The 17851-nt window shown below is 43.2% G+C and carries 13 protein-coding genes and 1 tRNA gene; 9 read left to right on the plus strand and 5 right to left on the minus strand.

The features are described 5' to 3' along the window. Window positions 1–122: 122 nt before the first annotated feature. Both AACZ11_RS12100 and AACZ11_RS12105 read right to left on the minus strand, forming a co-directional pair. Window positions 123–1643 carry an outer membrane protein transport protein gene (locus AACZ11_RS12100; RefSeq protein WP_339832610.1) on the minus strand — a complete coding sequence of 507 codons (1521 nt, stop codon included), beginning with the start codon at window positions 1641–1643 and terminating at the stop codon, window positions 123–125. Between the two features lie 30 nt (window positions 1644–1673). Then, complete coding sequence (locus AACZ11_RS12105) at window positions 1674–2696, minus strand: hypothetical protein (RefSeq protein ID WP_290627121.1); 1023 nt, start codon at window positions 2694–2696, stop codon at window positions 1674–1676. A gap of 102 nt (window positions 2697–2798) precedes the next feature. Between AACZ11_RS12105 and proS the strand changes: the two genes are divergently transcribed. From proS to rpsT, 3 genes are all read left to right on the plus strand, one after another. After that, window positions 2799–4274 carry a proline--tRNA ligase gene (gene proS, locus AACZ11_RS12110; protein ID WP_290627123.1) on the plus strand — a complete coding sequence of 492 codons (1476 nt, stop codon included), beginning with the start codon at window positions 2799–2801 and terminating at the stop codon, window positions 4272–4274. A gap of 77 nt (window positions 4275–4351) precedes the next feature. Beyond that, window positions 4352–4423 (plus strand) — tRNA-Glu (locus tag AACZ11_RS12115). A 28-nt stretch (window positions 4424–4451) separates the two neighbouring features. Continuing rightward, on the plus strand, window positions 4452–4703 hold the full coding sequence (gene rpsT, locus AACZ11_RS12120; RefSeq protein ID WP_034259200.1) for a 30S ribosomal protein S20: 252 nt from the start codon (window positions 4452–4454) through the stop codon (window positions 4701–4703). 77 nt (window positions 4704–4780) lie between these two features. On the opposite strand, the gene coaD is transcribed toward rpsT, so the two are convergent. Together coaD and AACZ11_RS12130 are read right to left on the minus strand one after the other, a co-directional pair. Then, a complete protein-coding gene (gene coaD / locus AACZ11_RS12125; RefSeq protein ID WP_290627125.1) occupies window positions 4781–5230 on the minus strand; it encodes a pantetheine-phosphate adenylyltransferase in 450 nt (149 codons plus the stop codon). A gap of 13 nt (window positions 5231–5243) precedes the next feature. Next, window positions 5244–6227, minus strand: a complete 984-nt coding sequence (locus AACZ11_RS12130; RefSeq protein WP_290627127.1) for a D-alanine--D-alanine ligase — start codon at window positions 6225–6227, stop codon at window positions 5244–5246. A 97-nt stretch (window positions 6228–6324) separates the two neighbouring features. Here AACZ11_RS12130 and AACZ11_RS12135 point away from each other — a divergent pair, with 97 nt between their 5' ends. From AACZ11_RS12135 to AACZ11_RS12155, 5 genes are all read left to right on the plus strand, one after another. Continuing rightward, on the plus strand, window positions 6325–6966 hold the full coding sequence (locus AACZ11_RS12135; RefSeq protein WP_290627129.1) for a PASTA domain-containing protein: 642 nt from the start codon (window positions 6325–6327) through the stop codon (window positions 6964–6966). Continuing rightward, on the plus strand, window positions 6956–7990 hold the full coding sequence (locus AACZ11_RS12140) for an RluA family pseudouridine synthase (protein WP_339832613.1): 1035 nt from the start codon (window positions 6956–6958) through the stop codon (window positions 7988–7990). The genes AACZ11_RS12135 and AACZ11_RS12140 overlap by 11 nt, the downstream gene beginning before the upstream one ends. An 89-nt stretch (window positions 7991–8079) precedes the next feature. Next, on the plus strand, window positions 8080–8841 hold the full coding sequence (gene yaaA, locus AACZ11_RS12145; RefSeq protein ID WP_290627133.1) for a peroxide stress protein YaaA: 762 nt from the start codon (window positions 8080–8082) through the stop codon (window positions 8839–8841). A gap of 9 nt (window positions 8842–8850) precedes the next feature. Continuing rightward, complete coding sequence (locus AACZ11_RS12150) at window positions 8851–9537, plus strand: uracil-DNA glycosylase family protein (RefSeq protein ID WP_290627135.1); 687 nt, start codon at window positions 8851–8853, stop codon at window positions 9535–9537. Between the two features lie 107 nt (window positions 9538–9644). Continuing rightward, the gene (locus tag AACZ11_RS12155; RefSeq protein WP_290627136.1) at window positions 9645–11774 is read left to right on the plus strand and encodes an HYR domain-containing protein; all 2130 of its coding nucleotides are present in this window, start codon (window positions 9645–9647) and stop codon (window positions 11772–11774) included. A gap of 81 nt (window positions 11775–11855) precedes the next feature. On the opposite strand, the gene AACZ11_RS12160 is transcribed toward AACZ11_RS12155, so the two are convergent. Next, a complete protein-coding gene (locus AACZ11_RS12160) occupies window positions 11856–15140 on the minus strand; it encodes a VCBS repeat-containing protein (protein ID WP_339832616.1) in 3285 nt (1094 codons plus the stop codon). A gap of 219 nt (window positions 15141–15359) precedes the next feature. On the opposite strand from AACZ11_RS12160, the gene AACZ11_RS12165 reads away from it, so the two are divergent. Then, a partial coding sequence (locus AACZ11_RS12165) for a proprotein convertase P-domain-containing protein (RefSeq protein WP_339832618.1) occupies window positions 15360–17851 on the plus strand: 2492 nt, incomplete at its 3' end.

Consider the following 17851-nt stretch of genomic DNA (forward strand, 5'->3'; position numbering starts at 1 on the left):
AAGAGAACGACACTCAAAAGGAATTTAAAGGCCACTTTACACTAAAACGATAGATATTCACTTGATCAAATAAAAAAAGCCTGTCTTTCTAGACAGGCTTTTTTTATTTCATTTGGGATGCTTTAAAGATTTAAACCTAAGGTAAAGACGATATTACTCTGTGTAGTATCTATTAGAACAGTATCTGTGAGCCCCACTTTATATAATTGCTGAGCGCTACTTTGTTCAGATCGTGCATAGGATATATCGAACGAATAATTTCCAAGATTATAACCCACTCCTAAAGAAAAACCTGAAAGATCCCCCAACGTTTCTTCATCTTGGTACGGACTCTCTTCATACCTAAACCCACCACGTAAACTTAGATTGTCAATTCTATATTCTCCTCCCAAACGATACGTAGAAGCATCCTTCAAAGTTTCTCTAATCAATGCGTTTTCAGAAATAAAAAACGGATCATTTTTTGGGCTGAACTCAGTATTTGCATAGTCCTTATAGCTGTAATCAAAGCTAATAAGACCTTTTTTTCCGAAAACCTGAGCGATTCCAATAGAAACTTTCCCCGGAGTTCTCAAGTTATAATCTTCAAAGACATTTATAACACGGGGATTCACAATCTGATCGATGGTAACTCCTTCTTCTACACGCTCGGTCTCTAAATATTGAGAAGTCTCTTCAGAAATAACATGCCAGGTAGGCGTGTCGTACGAAAGAGAAATACGAGAGTTGTCTGCAACTTTCAGAATTCCTCCAATTTGAGCTGAAAAACCGGAACCTAATACTGATAGATTGTTCTCAAATCCTACTTGGGTTACAACGCTACCTGGATTATTATTGGATTCGTATAAATAGGTATATCTGTCGAAATCGATAATGTGTGTGTTCAAATTAATTCCGAAGAAAAGATTGTCATTATATTGCGTGGCAAAGTTCATGGTATATTTTCCATTATAGCCTCTAGTTAAATGCGCATATTCCTGATTGAACCTACCTGCCGCGATATTAGATGTATATTGTGTATTCTGAGCATTGGTTGGGTCCACCGGGTCAAAAAGAAATCCTTGGTAGCCAAGAAATGCATTTTGAGCAGCAGTTCCTTGGGTTTCTCCCAAAAAAGAATATAGGTCTGATATGGTTTCTGAACCCTGTAATTCTAAAAGATCGAGAGGGATTCCTTGTGCTTGTGCTAAAAAGAAAGAACCTATAGTTTTATTTCCTGTGCCTTTCGCAAAAATCTCATTATCAAAATCATTGGTGCTAATGTAATTGAGTCCGAGGGTAAACTTTTTCCAAGGAGATTCCTCATCGTTATTGTTAAACACGAAGACAGCACCTGCATGATTCAAGTTCGCATCGGCATCAAAGCTTCTAACCCGGCTGTTAAAATAGGATGTGTTGTTCTCCACATCTTTAATGTCTAAAGAGATCGATATGCTATTTGCAAGGAAAACAGCGCTTCCGGCAGGATTTATTGCCATGGAAGAAATATCACCTCCCAACGCATGGAAAGCTCCGCTAAGTGCATTGAACCTAGCTGTACCGTTGATGTTTTCTGTGCCATAGCGCAATGCGTCTGATACATCTTGGGCGTTTGAAACAGTCATAGATAGGACTGTTATGAGTAAGAAAGAAATTCTTTTCATAATAAATTTATAAGAAATATTGAATTGATTTTATCCGCGACCACCGCCTCTGCGTCCGCCACCGCCTCTGCTTCCGGAAGAACGAGAACTGCTGCCCGAACTTCGCATAGAACCGCTTGAGCGACTACCGCTTGAGGAGCGGGAAACGTTTGGTCTGCTCGATCTGTTATTTCGGATCGTATTGGAATTTGATCGAGAGGTGTTTGGTCGAAAGACATTATTATTTCTGGAAGAATTTGTTCTGGGCCTTGAGATCGTTGAATTACGGCGAATATTTGATGTTCGGTCCCCATTAAATCTTGAACTGCGCCGTGTTGAATTTACGTTAGAGCGACGATTCAACTCAGATCTGCTATACGAATCCCTGCCATTAGTAGCATTGGAACGCCCGCGTGTAGAACTTCGGCCCAATCCATAATCTAAATTTCTTCGACCCCGGTTAAAGGCAATATTGTTATAGCCGCCATAGCCGTAATAGGGATTATAGAATCCTCCATAAAAGCCACCGTAGTAGAAGGGATGCCCCCAACCATAATAGCCATAGAATGGATACCCCCAGCCAAAACCAATGTTCCAATATGGATTATTCCAGTAGAAAGGATTGCCCCAGTAGCCTCCGTACCAATATGGGTTGAACCAGCCATGACCGTACCACCCGAAGCCTCCATTGTTATAAACATTCACCGTTATGTTCTCCGGGTTATCACCCCAAGCACCATAGCCTTCTTCATAATCTGATTCTTCAACAATAATATACCCATCCTCATCGATACTTTCGGTGGTTGTATAAGCTTCAATATCTGTAAAAATTAAATTTTCTTCGGGAAGATCTTCAAACGCTTTGTCCTTCGATTCAAAATATTGTTTGTAATAACTCGCTTTTTCATTAGAATCTTCGACAGTTGTTGTGGAAACTTCAGTTTCAGAATTATAAATCCCGTCCGAATCGCCATAACCGTTATTATACGTACCGCAAGCGGTTAGCAGTAACGCAGAAATTCCTGCGAACGCAAGAGAAATTGATTTTTTAAAAGAGGTATATATAGTTTGCATAACAGCGGTAATTTAAATTGTTGGACATTATAAAAATAGTTAGTTTTGCCGAGAAGAACTAACATTTAACATAAGCACAAGATTTGTGCCAAACTACCTGCTATGGCTGATAAATTAACAACTCGCGCTGAGGATTACTCAAAATGGTACAATGACCTGGTGCTAATGGCCGACCTTGCTGAAAATTCGGGGGTTAGAGGGTGTATGGTGATCAAACCTTACGGATTTGCGATCTGGGAACGAATGCAGGCAGAATTAGATAGAATGTTCAAGGAAACCGGGCATCAAAATGCATATTTCCCGTTATTCATACCAAAATCCTATTTTAGTAAGGAAGCAAGCCATGTAGACGGATTTGCTAAGGAATGTGCCGTTGTGACTCACTACAGGCTACGAAATGCAGAAGATGGAAGCGGAATAGAAGTGGATCCTACAGCGAAATTGGAGGAAGAACTCATTGTGCGTCCTACTTCCGAAACGATTATATGGGATACTTATAGAAAATGGATCCAGTCGTATCGCGATCTGCCGCTTTTGATTAATCAATGGGCCAATGTTGTACGTTGGGAAATGCGAACACGTTTATTTCTTCGTACGGCTGAATTCCTTTGGCAAGAGGGACATACGGCACATGCGACCGAAGCCGAGGCTATTGCAGAAGCGGAGCAGATGATGAATGTGTATGCCGAATTTGTAGAAACGTATATGGCTGTGCCTGTTATTAAGGGGACGAAGACCGAAAGTGAGCGCTTCGCCGGCGCTTTGGAGACCTATTGTATAGAGGCGTTAATGCAAGACGGAAAGGCGCTTCAAGCCGGAACTTCACATTTTTTAGGTCAGAATTTCGCCAAAGCATTCGATGTTAAGTTCGCTACCAAGGAAGGAAAGCAAGAATATGTCTGGGCTACTTCGTGGGGTGTTTCTACCCGATTGATGGGCGCTTTGGTGATGACGCATAGTGACGACAACGGTCTTGTATTACCTCCTAATCTGGCACCGGATCAAGTTGTGATCGTACCTATTTATCGTAATGACGAACAATTTGAAGCGGTGAGTAAGGCCGCTAATGAGCTCATGGGATCGCTTCGGGCCAAAGGAATTCGTGTAAAGTTCGATAACAGGGATACTCATAAACCGGGGTGGAAATTCAACGAATATGAATTGAAAGGAGTGCCGGTGCGTCTCGCCATTGGTCCTAAAGACCTCGAGAACGGTACAGTAGAAATAGCAAGACGTGATACGCTAACGAAAGAAGTAGTTACGCGAGAAAGTGTTGTTGAGACGGTAGCTTCCTTGATGGATACCATTCAGAAGAATTTATTTCAGAAAGCGAGCATGCATCGTAAGGAGCATACTACCACCGTGGAATCTTATGAAGAATTTAAAAAGGTGTTGGAAGCTAAAGGCGGGTTTATAGTTGCGCATTGGGACGGTACTGCAGAGACCGAAGAAAAAATTAAGAATGAAACAAAAGCCACCATCCGTTGTATCCCTCTCGAGGGTGCTTCGGAAGCCGGGCACTGTATGGTTACAGGTAAACCGTCGTCCCAACGGGTGCTTTTTGCAAAGGCCTATTAAAATTTTCAAAAAAAGTTTATTAGGATTTGCGCCATTAAAAAATAGTTGTATTTTTGCATCCGCATTTGAAAATAAATGGTCCGTTCGTCTAGGGGTTAGGACGCCAGGTTTTCATCCTGGTAACAGGGGTTCGATTCCCCTACGGACTACAAAGAATTAAGTTTTAAACAAAACAACATGGCGAATCACAAGTCAGCATTAAAAAGAATTAGAAACAGCGAAACAAAACGTTTGCGCAATCGTTACCAGCATAAAACTGCTCGTAACGCCGTGAAGAAGTTCAAGGAGACTACTTCAAAGAAAGAAGCGGAAACTATGTTTCCTGAGGTTGTTTCTATGATCGACAAGCTTGCCAAGAAGAATATCATTCATGATAACAAGGCGGCAAACTTGAAATCACAGTTGGCAAAGCATGTAGCAGCGCTATAAGCTGTTGATCGTCTACAAATTTAAAACTCCTTCAGTTTTTGCTGAAGGAGTTTTTTTTTGTTTTCTAATTTGTTCGATTATTTAACAGGCGCAGGCACCAACGAACTAAAATCTCCGTTATTTCGCGCAATATCACGTACAATAGAAGATGAAATATGCGAATATTGCGGACTGCACATTAAAAAGACCGTATCGACTCCGTTTACCAAATCATTGGCTTGCGCGATCGTTTGTTCGTAAGTGAAATCGGTTGTGTTTCTTAGACCCCTAAGGATGCAGGTCGCTTCTTGTTCTTTGCAAAAGGCTGCAGTAAGGCCTTTATAGCTCATGACCTTAATTTTGCTATTTCCGGCAAATGCTTCAGAAATAAAAGCCATACGCTCCTCAAGTGACCACATATATGTTTTCGCTTCATTAACCCCTATTGCCACCACGATCTCGTCAAAAAAGGGTAGCGCTCGTTCAATAATATCGACATGCCCCAGCGTAATGGGGTCGAAGGATCCGGGAAATACAGCGCGCTTCATAGGATAAAGATACTTAGTTTTTTGCAAATGCCTCTTCAATAAGGATTCCGAAGAACTCGGTCAAGCTCATGCCGGCTTCCTTGGCTTGTTTTGGGATAATGCTTTCCTTTGAAAGACCCGGAGTGGTGTTAATCTCCAAGAAAAAGGGTTTGCCTTTTTGAAGGATGAACTCACTGCGCGTCACGCCTTTCATATTCAGCAATTTGTAGATTCGCTTCGCTTCAGCTTTCACGATCTCTGTTTCTTCTTCTGAAATGCGAGCGGGAGTGATCTCTTGAGATTTACCCAAATATTTCGCTTCGTAATCAAAAAAGTCATTTTCTGAAACGATCTCGGTAACCGGAAGCACGATCACTTCATCATTGTGTGTGTAGACCCCTACCGAAACTTCTACGCCAATAAGCGCGGTTTCGATGATGATTTCGTGATCCTCTTCAAAGGCCTTTTCAATGGCCGGAAGCAATTGCTCCATATCGTGGACCTTGCTTACACCAAAACTGGAACCGGCCCTGTTTGGCTTCACGAAACAGGGAAGCCCAACGATCTTTACAATTTCCTCTTTATGAATATCATTTCCTTTATTGAGGTAGTAGGATTTGGCACAGGAAACGCCAAAGCGTTGTAATACCGAAAGACAATCCCGTTTGTTGAAACTAAGTGCAGCCTGATAGAATCCGGTGCTGGTTTGAGGGATGTTCAAAAGCTCCCAATAGGCCTGTAAATATCCGTCCTCCCCGGGGGTACCGTGAATGGTATTGAAGACAGCATCCGGAATGATCGTTGTTCCATTAACCGTAAAACTAAAATTAGATTTATCGATCGCATGTTTCGTACCTTCCGGAGACAGATAGAACCAGCCTTCCTTTAGAAGGTGAACAGGGTAGACGTGATAACGCGAAGTGTCAAGTGATTCACAAACCACACCGCCACTCAACAAGGAAATCTCAAATTCACTGGAATAGCCGCCCATAGCGACTGCAATATGTTTCTTTGCCATAACAAAAATGTAAAACCAACGTTTAACAAAAATATCACTAATCAATAGAACTATACTAACTTTAGGTTTTATATTTTTGTCCTGTTAACTACAATATATGTCCTTTTTTAAATTCCTGTTCACCAAGACCTTTTTAAAACAATTGCTCTATGCGGTTTTGGTGCTTATCGTTTTATCTTTCTTGATCTTATGGTGGCTTCGCAGCACAACCAACCATGGTGAAACTATCGAAGTCCCAAACCTCGCAAAGATGTCATTGGACGATGTTGAAGCACTTTTGGATGAGAACGATCTGCGGTTCGAAATTCTTGATTCCGCCAATTACAACCCCGATTTCCCAAAATATTCGGTTATTGAACAAATTCCAAAGGCAGGTAAATTTGTAAAGGAAGACCGTAAAATCTATCTATACCTTAATCCGTCAGGCTATCGTAAGGTCGAGGTGCCCCCGGTGGTTGGAAAAACACGCCGACAAGCAGAGCCTACTTTGCTAGCGATGGGTTTCAAGATAGGGAAAGTAAGTTACCGGCCTTATATTGCCAAAGACGAAGTATTAGAACTGAGGCACAAAGGCGAAAAGTTGGAGCCCGGGACCGAGCTTCAGATCACCGAGGTGATCGACCTTATTCTTGGAGATGGTTCAGGAAGCTTGCGGCAAGAGGAAGACACGGACGAGATCGAGGGTCTTTCCGAAGAAGGCACCGAAACAGAAATCGAAAATGAAGGAGATGGCGAATGAACTCATTGAAGATCCCGAAAGTGATGATCTGTTTGAACATTATCGCTTTGTAGCAGACAAAGGACAACAGCCTTTGCGGGTGGATAAATATCTCATGAACCGTGTGGAGAACGCCACGCGCAACAAGATCCAAAAAGCAGCCAAGGACGGCAATATTTATGTGAATGATGTCGCGGTGAAATCCAGTTACAAAGTAAAAGGTAACGATATTGTCACCGTCCTTTTCGAGCATCCTCCTTACGAGTATCTCTTGGTCCCTGAGAACATACCCATCGATATTGTTTATGAAGATAATGAAGTGCTTGTGGTGAACAAACCAGCCGGAATGGTGGTACATCCCGGCCACGGTAACTACAGCGGAACTCTTATCAATGCGCTTACCTATCATTTTGAGAATCTCCCCAACAACAGCAGTAACCGCCCCGGCTTGGTACATCGCATTGATAAAGATACCAGCGGATTGTTGGTCATAGCCAAGACCGAAGAAGCAATGACGCACCTTTCGAGACAATTCTTCAATAAATCGACCGAACGGGAATACGTGGCATTGGTATGGGGAAATGTAGAAGAGGATGATGGTAAGATTGAAGGAAATATTGGCAGGCACCCAAAGAATCGATTGCAAAATACCGTTTTTGAGGGGGACGAAGCCGAGAAAGGTAAACCCGCTGTAACCCATTATAAGGTACTAGAGCGTTTAGGTTATGTAACGCTGGTTTCCTGCCGATTGGAGACCGGAAGAACCCACCAGATCCGAGTGCATTTGAAACACATTGGACATACCCTGTTTAATGATGAACGCTATGGTGGTGAAAAAATATTGAAGGGCACCAGTTTCAGCAAATACAAACAATTCGTCGAGAATTGCTTCAAGTTATTGCCCAGACAAGCTTTGCATGCCCGTACGCTGGGTTTTGAACATCCGGTGACGGGAAATATGCTTCGGTTTGAAGCTCCAATCCCGGAAGATATGGAACAATGCCTAGAGAAATGGCGACAGTACGCCAAGCATGTGATTGAGTGATTAGCCAATCGTATGAGACCATTGAAACTATCAATGCGGAGTACCATTAAATTATCTGTTTCTTACTATTTTTGAAAAAAGCATTCGTTATGAAAATTGTCGTCTCTCCGGCCAAATCTCTTGATTTTGAATCTACCTTACCCACAACACGTGGGACACAACCCAAATTCTTGGAACAGGCCGAACAGCTCAACTCAAAATTAGCCAATAAATCGAAGAAAGCCCTTGGCGCGCTTATGGGCATCAGCGATTCGCTCGCCGAGCTCAATTACAATCGTTATAAGGATTTTTCAACACCGTTCACCAAAAAGAATGCCCGTCCGGCGGTCTATGCGTTTGCAGGCGACGTGTATCAAGGTTTGGACGCCCATTCCATTCCTGACAGTAAGATCGATCTGTTACAGGACACCCTTCGCATCTTATCGGGAATGTATGGGATGCTTCGTCCCTTGGATCTCATGCAACCCTACCGTCTTGAAATGGGAACCGACCTTAAGATCAACAGAAAAAAGAATCTTTATGAATTCTGGGGTGACACTATTACGAATGCGCTTAATGAGGAATTGGAGGAGAACGAGCTTTTCTTAAACCTTGCGAGTCAGGAATATTTTAAGGTGATCAATACAAAAAAACTAAAAGTACCTGTGGTCTCACCGGTATTTAAAGACTTTAAAAATGGAGAGCTAAAGATTATCTCTTTCTTCGCGAAGAAAGCAAGGGGAAGTATGGTGCGGTATATTATTGATCATAACACCAAAACCCTGCGTGGCCTGAAGGGCTTCGATTACGACGGATATGCCTACAGCGAAAAGTATACAGAGAACGAGAACGAACCCGTATTCATTCGGTAATTGGTTTAAATGTCTAAGGCGTTACAAGAAGATTCGATTTTCCACCATGTCCATCCCTATGAGCCCTTTATTCCAAAAGGGACCAAAAAGCTTATTGTAGGTACGTTACCTCCACCGCGTTTTACGACCGGAGCATTAAAAGAAGGCGATGTAGATTTTTGCTACGGAAGTCGGGACGGTCAACTTTGGCCTATTCTGAATGCCATCTTTGAACTGGATCTATGTTTTGAGACTACAACTGAAGCAGTGAAGCAGCGAAAACGATTCCTGATTGACCGGGGCATCGGGATCTCCGATATTATTGCTTCTGCAAAACGCGAAAAGATCGATGCTTCCGACTTGGGAATGCAGGATATAGAACTTCGGGACCTCGTAGCCATCCTCAAGCAATATCCTTCTATTGATACGTTGCTCTTCACAGGCGGTAATAGCAAGAATGGACCGGAGTATCTCTTCAGAAGGTTATTAAAAACCTATGGCATCTCATTAGAACTTCTTTCTTCCAAAGTTCCCAGAATACATCGTTTTGTACTTCCAAATACTTCCCGTGAGATTAAGACCGTATCCTTAACAGCCCCTTCCGGCGCCGCAAACCGGGCTGTTGGGAGTTTGGCTGCTTTTAAAGAAATGAAACAACAATTTCCCGAAAAAACGACTGTAGATTTTAGAATAATGCAGTATCGGCCTTTCTTCTAAGAATGTTAAAATAAAGTAAAATCTTACAGATACAGGGGTTCTGGTTTTTTAAAGGCCTGCAGGTTTGTTATTTTTACAAATAGTAATAACCTAATAAATATAATTCTATGAAAAAGATTTTTACGTTACTTTTTATGCTTACCCTTAGCTTGTCGTTCGGACAAGTATTGAATGAAACTTTCGATGATGCCACGGGATTCACGACCAGTTCCGGGTTCTTTTCAGATGGAACAGGGGATTATTTTGGTCTTGCCGTAGCCGATGATTGGGGTGCGGGAACCACACCTACCCAGCTAAAAGCCTATACCGGTTTTACAGGTGCTTTCCTTACTGGAATGGATCTGGACGGTGAAGGTGCTACTTTACCGATCGTGATCGATTGGACCGGACTTGATATTACCGGACTCGGAAGCCTTACATTTAATGGAGAATTCGCAGAGTTCTTCGATACTCCGGGCGATATAGATCCAAATGATTTTATTATTGTTCAGTATCAGATCGATGGGGGCGGTTACCAAAACTTGATCGCATTTGAAGGTGCAGATTTTAGTACATCCGTCAATGGGATTTTTAGAGAAGATACTAATTTCGACGGAGAAGGTGACGGTGCTGCCTTGGGCGATGCTGCTGCTAATTTTATGAAAATGATCCCGGGTGCCGGAACAACCTTGGATCTAAGAATGACCGTTTCTGTTGATTCCGGAGATGAGGATTTTGCTGTCGATAATTTTGTGATCACAGGAACTCCTACCTCCGATACTACACCTCCTGTAATTACCTGTCCGACCGATATCATGATGGACAACGATGCAGGAATTTGTGGTGCCATAGTGACCTTTGCAGATGCTACGGCTACAGACGATACAGATCCGAGCCCTTCGGTCACTCAAACGGCAGGTCCTGCCAGCGGTTCAGAATTTCCGGTGGGGGACACGGTTATTGAATTTACCGCCACAGACGCATCGGGTAATTCCAGCACCTGTACATTTACGATAACTGTTAATGACGTTGAGGGGCCAATGATTTCGTGTCCGTTGGATATCACTGTAGATAACGATCCAGGGCTTTGTGAGGCTGTGGTAAACTATGCGATCCCTACAGCAACAGATAATTGTCCGCAACCACCAACCCCAGGTACTTTAGGTACTTTGTTTACAGGTGGTAATGGTTCATTTGGTAACATGTTCGATATAAATGCGCTAAGCAATGTTGTAATCAACTCGTTTGATGTAAACATGGACAATGGTGCTGTTTTAGACGTGGATGTCTATGCAAAGGTAGGTACTTGGGCAGGATCTGAGGATACCCCGGGTGATTGGACCTTGATAGGGACTGCAACCGGTGTAGTGTCTAACGGAGACGGTGTTCCAACACCTTTAAATTTATCACTTAATTATTCCATTCCGTTGGGTGAGACCCACGCATTCTACGTAACGCCAACTAATGGAACAACCGGGCAAGGATTTAATTATACCAATGGTACCACTACCGGAGCTGTATTTGCGAGCGATGCCAATATCGAGTTTTTGGAAGGAGCAGCCAAAGCGTTCCCTTGGACGGGTACTACATTCGCTCCACGTATCTTCAACGGAAACATTATATATGAAACCGGAGGATTGAATGTACAATTGGTTTCAGGATTGGGAACCGGGGCGACATTCCCGGTAGGAACAACCACAGAAACCTATGAAGTTACAGATGCTTCAGGAAATACCAGTACTTGCTCGTTCGATGTGACGGTGGAAGATGTGGAAGCACCGGTAATTATGTGTCCTGCAGACCAGACTGTGACGGCAGATGCATCTGGCACCTATACAGTGCCGGATTACTTAGGCGACGGAATCGCAACGGTCACTGAGAATTGTACCGCCGATCCTACAGTGGTTCAATCACCGTCGCCGGGTACCATGGTTACAGCCGGGACCACATCGGTTTCGATTATCGTCACGGACGATGCCGGTAATCAAGCTGTTTGTGTATTCAATTTGATGGTGGAGCCAAGCCTTGGCGTTGACGACGTAGCTTTGGCGAACGTCAGCATGTTCCCTAATCCGGCTTCAGGTACGGTTCGTGTAAATACTGCAGTTGAGAATATTTCAATATTCAATGTGCTAGGACAAAAAGTATTGGTATCGACATCCAACACTTTTGATGTAAGTAATCTTCCTTCAGGTTCGTATCTTGTAGAGATTACTGCGGAAGCCGGAACGGCAACAAAGCAGCTTATCGTCGAATAAGCGACGTCTTGTTATATTAAAAATCCTCCCTTTTTTAAGGGAGGATTTTTTTTATGCGAGCTATTTAAAAAAGTACACCGGTTAAAAAGTAAAAATCTTTAACGGTGCGTTGTTACTTACAACCATATAGTGCGGCACTCCTTTTATGGATATCACTGTCATATCCTTTGCATCCCAATGTATATAAGGATCATATGCTTCGGAATAAGAGAAACCACCCTTCCCGTCGCCCAATAATACGTAGCCGTAATTGCTGTCATAACGAATGGTCTCTACTTCGGCATCGTAGATAGCACCTATACCCATAACGTCCATGTTTCCGTCGCCATTATAATCCTTAGGAAGGAAAGCCATGGTGGGCCCCAGTTGCGCTTCATTGGGCAATTTGTGAAGTTTAAATACGCCGTTCCCTAGATTTTCGGCATACATGCTTTCAAAGACGTGGGCTACGAGCTTATACGCATCCTTTAGCCGGTCTTCTCCGTAAATGTCCTTCATTTCCAAACTGGCAAATTCTTTAAAGGTCTGTATCTTTTCCAATAAGAAAGGATTCTGCTCACTACTGCATTGTTTTCCTCGAACAGGAACCAATCTTCCGTCATTGATCTTACTTAGGGCAACATCGAAGCTTCCGTTATTGTCAAAATCTTTACCGTAAATGTATATAGGCTTGTCTTTCTTGGGTTGAAATTTGTTGTTCTTTCCAATATTGCCCAACATGTAATCCATGTCACCGTCACCATCGAAATCGGTTTCAGAAATACTAAACCACCAACCTTCAGCAGTATCAAGTCCACTTGTATTGGTAGATCGTATAAAGCGGCCGTTCGTGTTGTCGAAAAATGTGGGGCCCATCCATTCGCCTATGACCATGAGGTCCAGATCACCGTCACTGTCGTAATCGGTAAAAAGAGCATCTGAAACCATCCCAATGGCTTTCAGGTCCTGATTGGCTGCGGTTATATCCTTAAATGTGCCATTTTGGTTCTCAAGCAAATAGGAATCGGGCGCCATGGGATATTTTTTCGAAACTACATTACCGCCTACAAAAAGATCCAGATCTCCGTCTTTATCTAAGTCTCCGGCAGCGATGCTTTTTCCGGAACCAAGCATTTTAGGAAGTGCATTGGTCTTTTTAAAATTTCCTTTGCCGTCATTAGTATACAAGCGATCCTGAAGCAAGGGATCATTTTCTGAAAGTTCATAACCGGCACTCACCACATAAAGATCGAGGTCGCCATCTGTATCGGCATCAAAAAAGAGTGCATTGGCGTCTTCGTATTTTGCTTCAGATTTCCACAATGCTGTGTTAGCTTCGGTAAAGGTACCATCGCTGTTTTGCAAGTACATGGCTGCGGTCGCGCCGGCTGCATTTCCGACGAAAAAATCGTCCAAACCATCATTGTTAAGATCCCCCGTAACAATACCTGTTCCTTTTGAAGATTGCTTTTGCGGGAGTAAAAGTTGCAGTGAATAGTCGTTAAAATCGTTCTCCTTGTGCGCATAGGAAATACCTAAGCTACTTGGATCGACCTCCTTTTTAAGACGATCTTTGCTTCGGAAAGTGATCGATTCTTCCGTAGCGGTAGTGTAAGAAATTGCGATACGCTGGTTGGCCTTTACATCACTCACTTTAGAGACTTTGCCGTCGGGCCATGCTACCAGAACTTCGGTTATTTCGGGGCGATCTCCCAAGCCGAATTGCAATACTTTGGAAACAGAAGACTCAAAACCTCTTGTAAGGTATTGCTCTTGGATTTGCGCATCGTTTCCTTGTTTGAGGATCACTTTGGCGCCAATCCCCAACGGATTGGTAGTAGGGCCGGTAAGTGCGACTTGTAGGTAATTGTGGTTTGCATTGTTCCTATAAATTCCGGCGGGATCATATAGATTGTTGGTGATGAGGTCAAGATCCCCATCGTTATCCAAATCTGCATAGGCCGCACCGTTGGAATATCCCGGGTCGTTCAGTCCCCATTCTTCGATCATTTTTGAGAACGTAAGATCCCCGTTGTTCTTATAGATATAATTGTTTATTCTTTCTGAAGGGATCATATTCAGAACTTCTTCCAATTGCATGGCTTTTCCGCTTTGCATGATGGCATAGAGTTGTTTTCGCACATCCTGATTGGTGTAATCTTTATCAACACCATTGGTCACGAAAAGGTCCTTATGCCCATCGTTGTCGAAATCAGCGATCAAAGGTGCCCAGCTCCAGTCGGTTTTTGTGACACCGCTCATTTGCGAGGTCTCTTTAAATTTTCCTTTACCTGTATTGTATTGAAGTGTGTTCGCCATATACGCATGGTGATATCCAATATCAACCATGGTAAGAAAACTTTGGGTATCCATGGAAGCCATATTCTCCTTGCTGCGGGCATAATTTTCCGAAAGCATATCGACCGTGATGAGATCCGGGTAAAGGTCGTTGTTTAGATCTGCATAGTCCGATCCCATGCTGTTAGTAGAAATATGGTCGAATCGGCTTAAGATCTCATCTTTGAATGTTCCATCTTTCCTGTTGATGTAGAGTATATCCGGTTCCAGGAAATCATTGGCCACATAAATATCCTCCCAGCCGTCTTCATTGAAGTCGGAAATTACGGCGCTCAATCCCCAAGCTTTGTTGTAAAGACCGGCCTCACGGGTCACCTTGGTGAAGCGGTTTCCGTCATTACGGTACAAGTGATCGCTGGTGGTCTCTTCTATTTGTCGTTGAATGTCTCCACTAATGGTTCCATTGTTCTGAAAGTCATAGCGGTGGTTTACCACATATAGGTCTAGATCGCCATCCTTGTCATAGTCCAAAGGATAGGCTTGAGTGCTGTATCCGGGATCATCAAGGCCCCAGGTCTTTGCTGCTTCACTGAAGGTTCCGTCCTTCTGATTTATAAAAAGAAGGTTTCGTCTTACATCATCATCCTTTAAAGATCCGGCCTTACACACATAAATGTCTAAATATCCATCATTGTTGATATCCAACATGGTAACCCCGGTGGAAAACCCGGAATAATCTTGGGCTTTGGCTGTAACAGTGATATCTTCAAATTCAAAGTTACCTTTATTCTTGTATAGTTTGTTAGGGCCGAAGTTGGAAACGAAGTAAATATCCTCCAAACCGTCATTGTCAATATCTCCCACAGCCACGCCGGCACCGGTGTAGATATACATATAATTCATAAAGTTGAAGTCCACCGTTTGTGTGATCACATTTTTGAAGGTAATCCCGGATTGATCTTCTGTGATTTTAGTAAAAAGAGTATCCGCACCATCGGTAAGCGTGCCGTCTTTTTTTGCTTCGGAAGGAGATTCCGAGCAACTAAAAATAATAAGTAAGAAAAGAGAGAAGAAAAATTTAGTATTCATAGGAATCGGTTTAACGATATTTTAACAAATATAGAAAAAGGATTTATTGCAATAGATTGATCCTTTCAAAAAATATGAGGTTGTTAACTTACTATTTGTCGGGAATTTAAGTTAGTTGTCGAATTTATCTGTTTAGAATAATTTTTTTTTTTGGAGATGAAAAATTGTAGTACCTTAACATCGTTTTAACAACATCAAATTAATTTAAATTATGAATTCATGAAAAAAATTACTTTAATCTTTTTAATGCTGATTGCAATGTGTTTCACATGGCAATCGTATGCACAAACGTATTCGGCGACACCCGGTACGCCCATTACCACCACGGGTAATGTGACGTATACAAATGTTATAAATGTGCCGGATAACATTATTGTTGCAGACTTAAATTTAGATCTTGACATTGCCCACACGTGGGTTGGTGACTTGAGGATAACGCTGCAAGGACCGGATGGTACAACCGTTACGGTTTTAGATCGTCCCTTAAATGGTACAGGTGGATGTTCTCAGAACAACATCGATGTGATCTTAGATGATGCTGCCGGGTCGCCGGTTCAGGGTCAGTGTGTAACTTCTGCATCTACTACGAATCCTCCAACTACTTGGGCGATTTCCGGTACACGTACTCCGGCTAATCCACTCTCCGCATTTAATGGGAAAAGTACCTTAGGTAACTGGACGTTATCTATTACCGATTTAGCAGGTGGAGACGGAGGAAATTTTCGTGCTTGGGCTTTTACGGTTGTAGGTTCGGTGGGATTCCCTCCAATGATCGCTTGTCCGCCTAACGCGACGGCCAACACCGATCCGGGTCAATGTTCGGCGGTGGTGAACTTTACACCTGCCGTTGCTATTGACGCAGAGGACGGTCCTATTCCAACCACCCAAACCATGGGACCTGCCAGTGGTAGTGCATTCCCAACAGGGGTGACCGTTGTGGAATTCTCAGCGACCGACAGTGATGGAAATACGTCTACCTGTCAGTTCACGGTAACTGTGACCGACAATGAGCCACCTGTGGCTGTATGTCAGGATATCACGATTGAATTGGATCCTGTAACCGGTACGGCTTCGATTACTGCAGCCGATATCGATAATGGATCTTCAGATAACTGTGGTATCGTATCGTCAACGGTTACACCAAACATGTTTACCTGCTCTAATGTTGGAGACAACACAGTAACTTTAACTGTTACTGATGCACAAGGAAATTCGACCATGTGTACCGCCATTGTTACTGTTGAAGACAATACCGCACCTGTGATCGTTTGTCAGGGAGAGCCGGGTATTGTTTCTGTAACAGAAGATTTCGAGGCTGCTACGATTCCTGCTGGATGGTCGACTGTTGTGGTATCTGGTGGTTTTGATTGGGAATTTGGTTCTGGTGTGATGCCTGGTGGAGCAGACTTTCCTACCAATGCGGCTATTTTTGACGATGACGCTGCAGGTGGCGGTGAATTAGATAACACAGTGCAACTTTTATCTCCTGTATATGATATTACCGGAGCTATAACAGCGAATCTGTCATTTGATTACTCTATGCAGGTATTTGTGACCTCAGGTACTTTTGCAGTTGATGTTTGGGATGGTGCCGCTTGGCAACAAATATTGTTTACAGATGTAGATACTGCGCCTACTAATTCTGGCGTACTAGATATGCTTCCTTTTGCAAATGCCGATTTCCAAGTACGTTTTACCTATGATGACGAAGACGACTTTGCATGGGGGGCCGGTGTAGATAACTTCCAATTGGATTATGAATTGGCTACATCACCACCGTTTGACGTAGTGTTAGATGCGAGCGGAAACGCTACGATCGATGCGTCCATGCTATTGTCTAGTGTTACAGAAGCATGTAGTTTTATAGTAACTGTGGGCGGTCCTGCTTCTGCAATGAACGTGACCGAATGTGGTAATGCGCCGGAAGGAATTCCTGCCGGAGCGCCTGGAACAACTTCCGGACCAATGAATCCATCTATCGCTACCGTAGCAGATGCAGGAGTTATTGGAACTGATTATACCTTCGGAAATATAGAGGTGAACATTCAACATACTTGGGCATCGGATATTGATATGACACTCACATCTCCTAACGGAACGACAGTAGATGTGATGCTCGATGATGGTGGAAGCACCGGATTGGATACCGCAGCGACCCTAGTGTTCACAGATACCTCTGCCAACTTGGTCGATGATTTTAATGATGCAGCATCCATTCAGCCTGATTTCCAAGCTGAAGGTGGATTGTTCAATACTGTATTCGCTGGTGAGTCTATCACTGGTGACTGGACCTTGAATATTACTGATGATGCCGGTGGTGATTCAGGAACGTTGAACAGCTACTGTATTACCTTTGCGCCTATTGTTGATACTACGGTTAGTTTTGACTGCTCACAATTAGGAGAGAATCAAGTGGAAGTATTTGTTACCGATAACAGTGGAAATTCTACTAGTTGTATCGCTACCGTAAACGTGATCGATGCAACAGCACCGGTAATTACCTGTGTGGGCCCAACGATCCCAATCCTTATGGATACTGTGTCTGATACGCCAGCATTGGCGATTCCGGATAACGATCCTGTAGGTGCTTCTACCACGCTTACTGTGGCAGATGATTTTACAATCACAGATTTGAACGTGGATATGGATATCACCCACACATGGGTAGGAGATCTTGTAATTACCTTAGAATCACCTGCCGGTACAACAGC

The sequence above is a fragment of the uncultured Altibacter sp. genome (assembly GCF_963972995.1).
In the GTDB taxonomy this organism is placed as follows: domain Bacteria; phylum Bacteroidota; class Bacteroidia; order Flavobacteriales; family Flavobacteriaceae; genus Altibacter.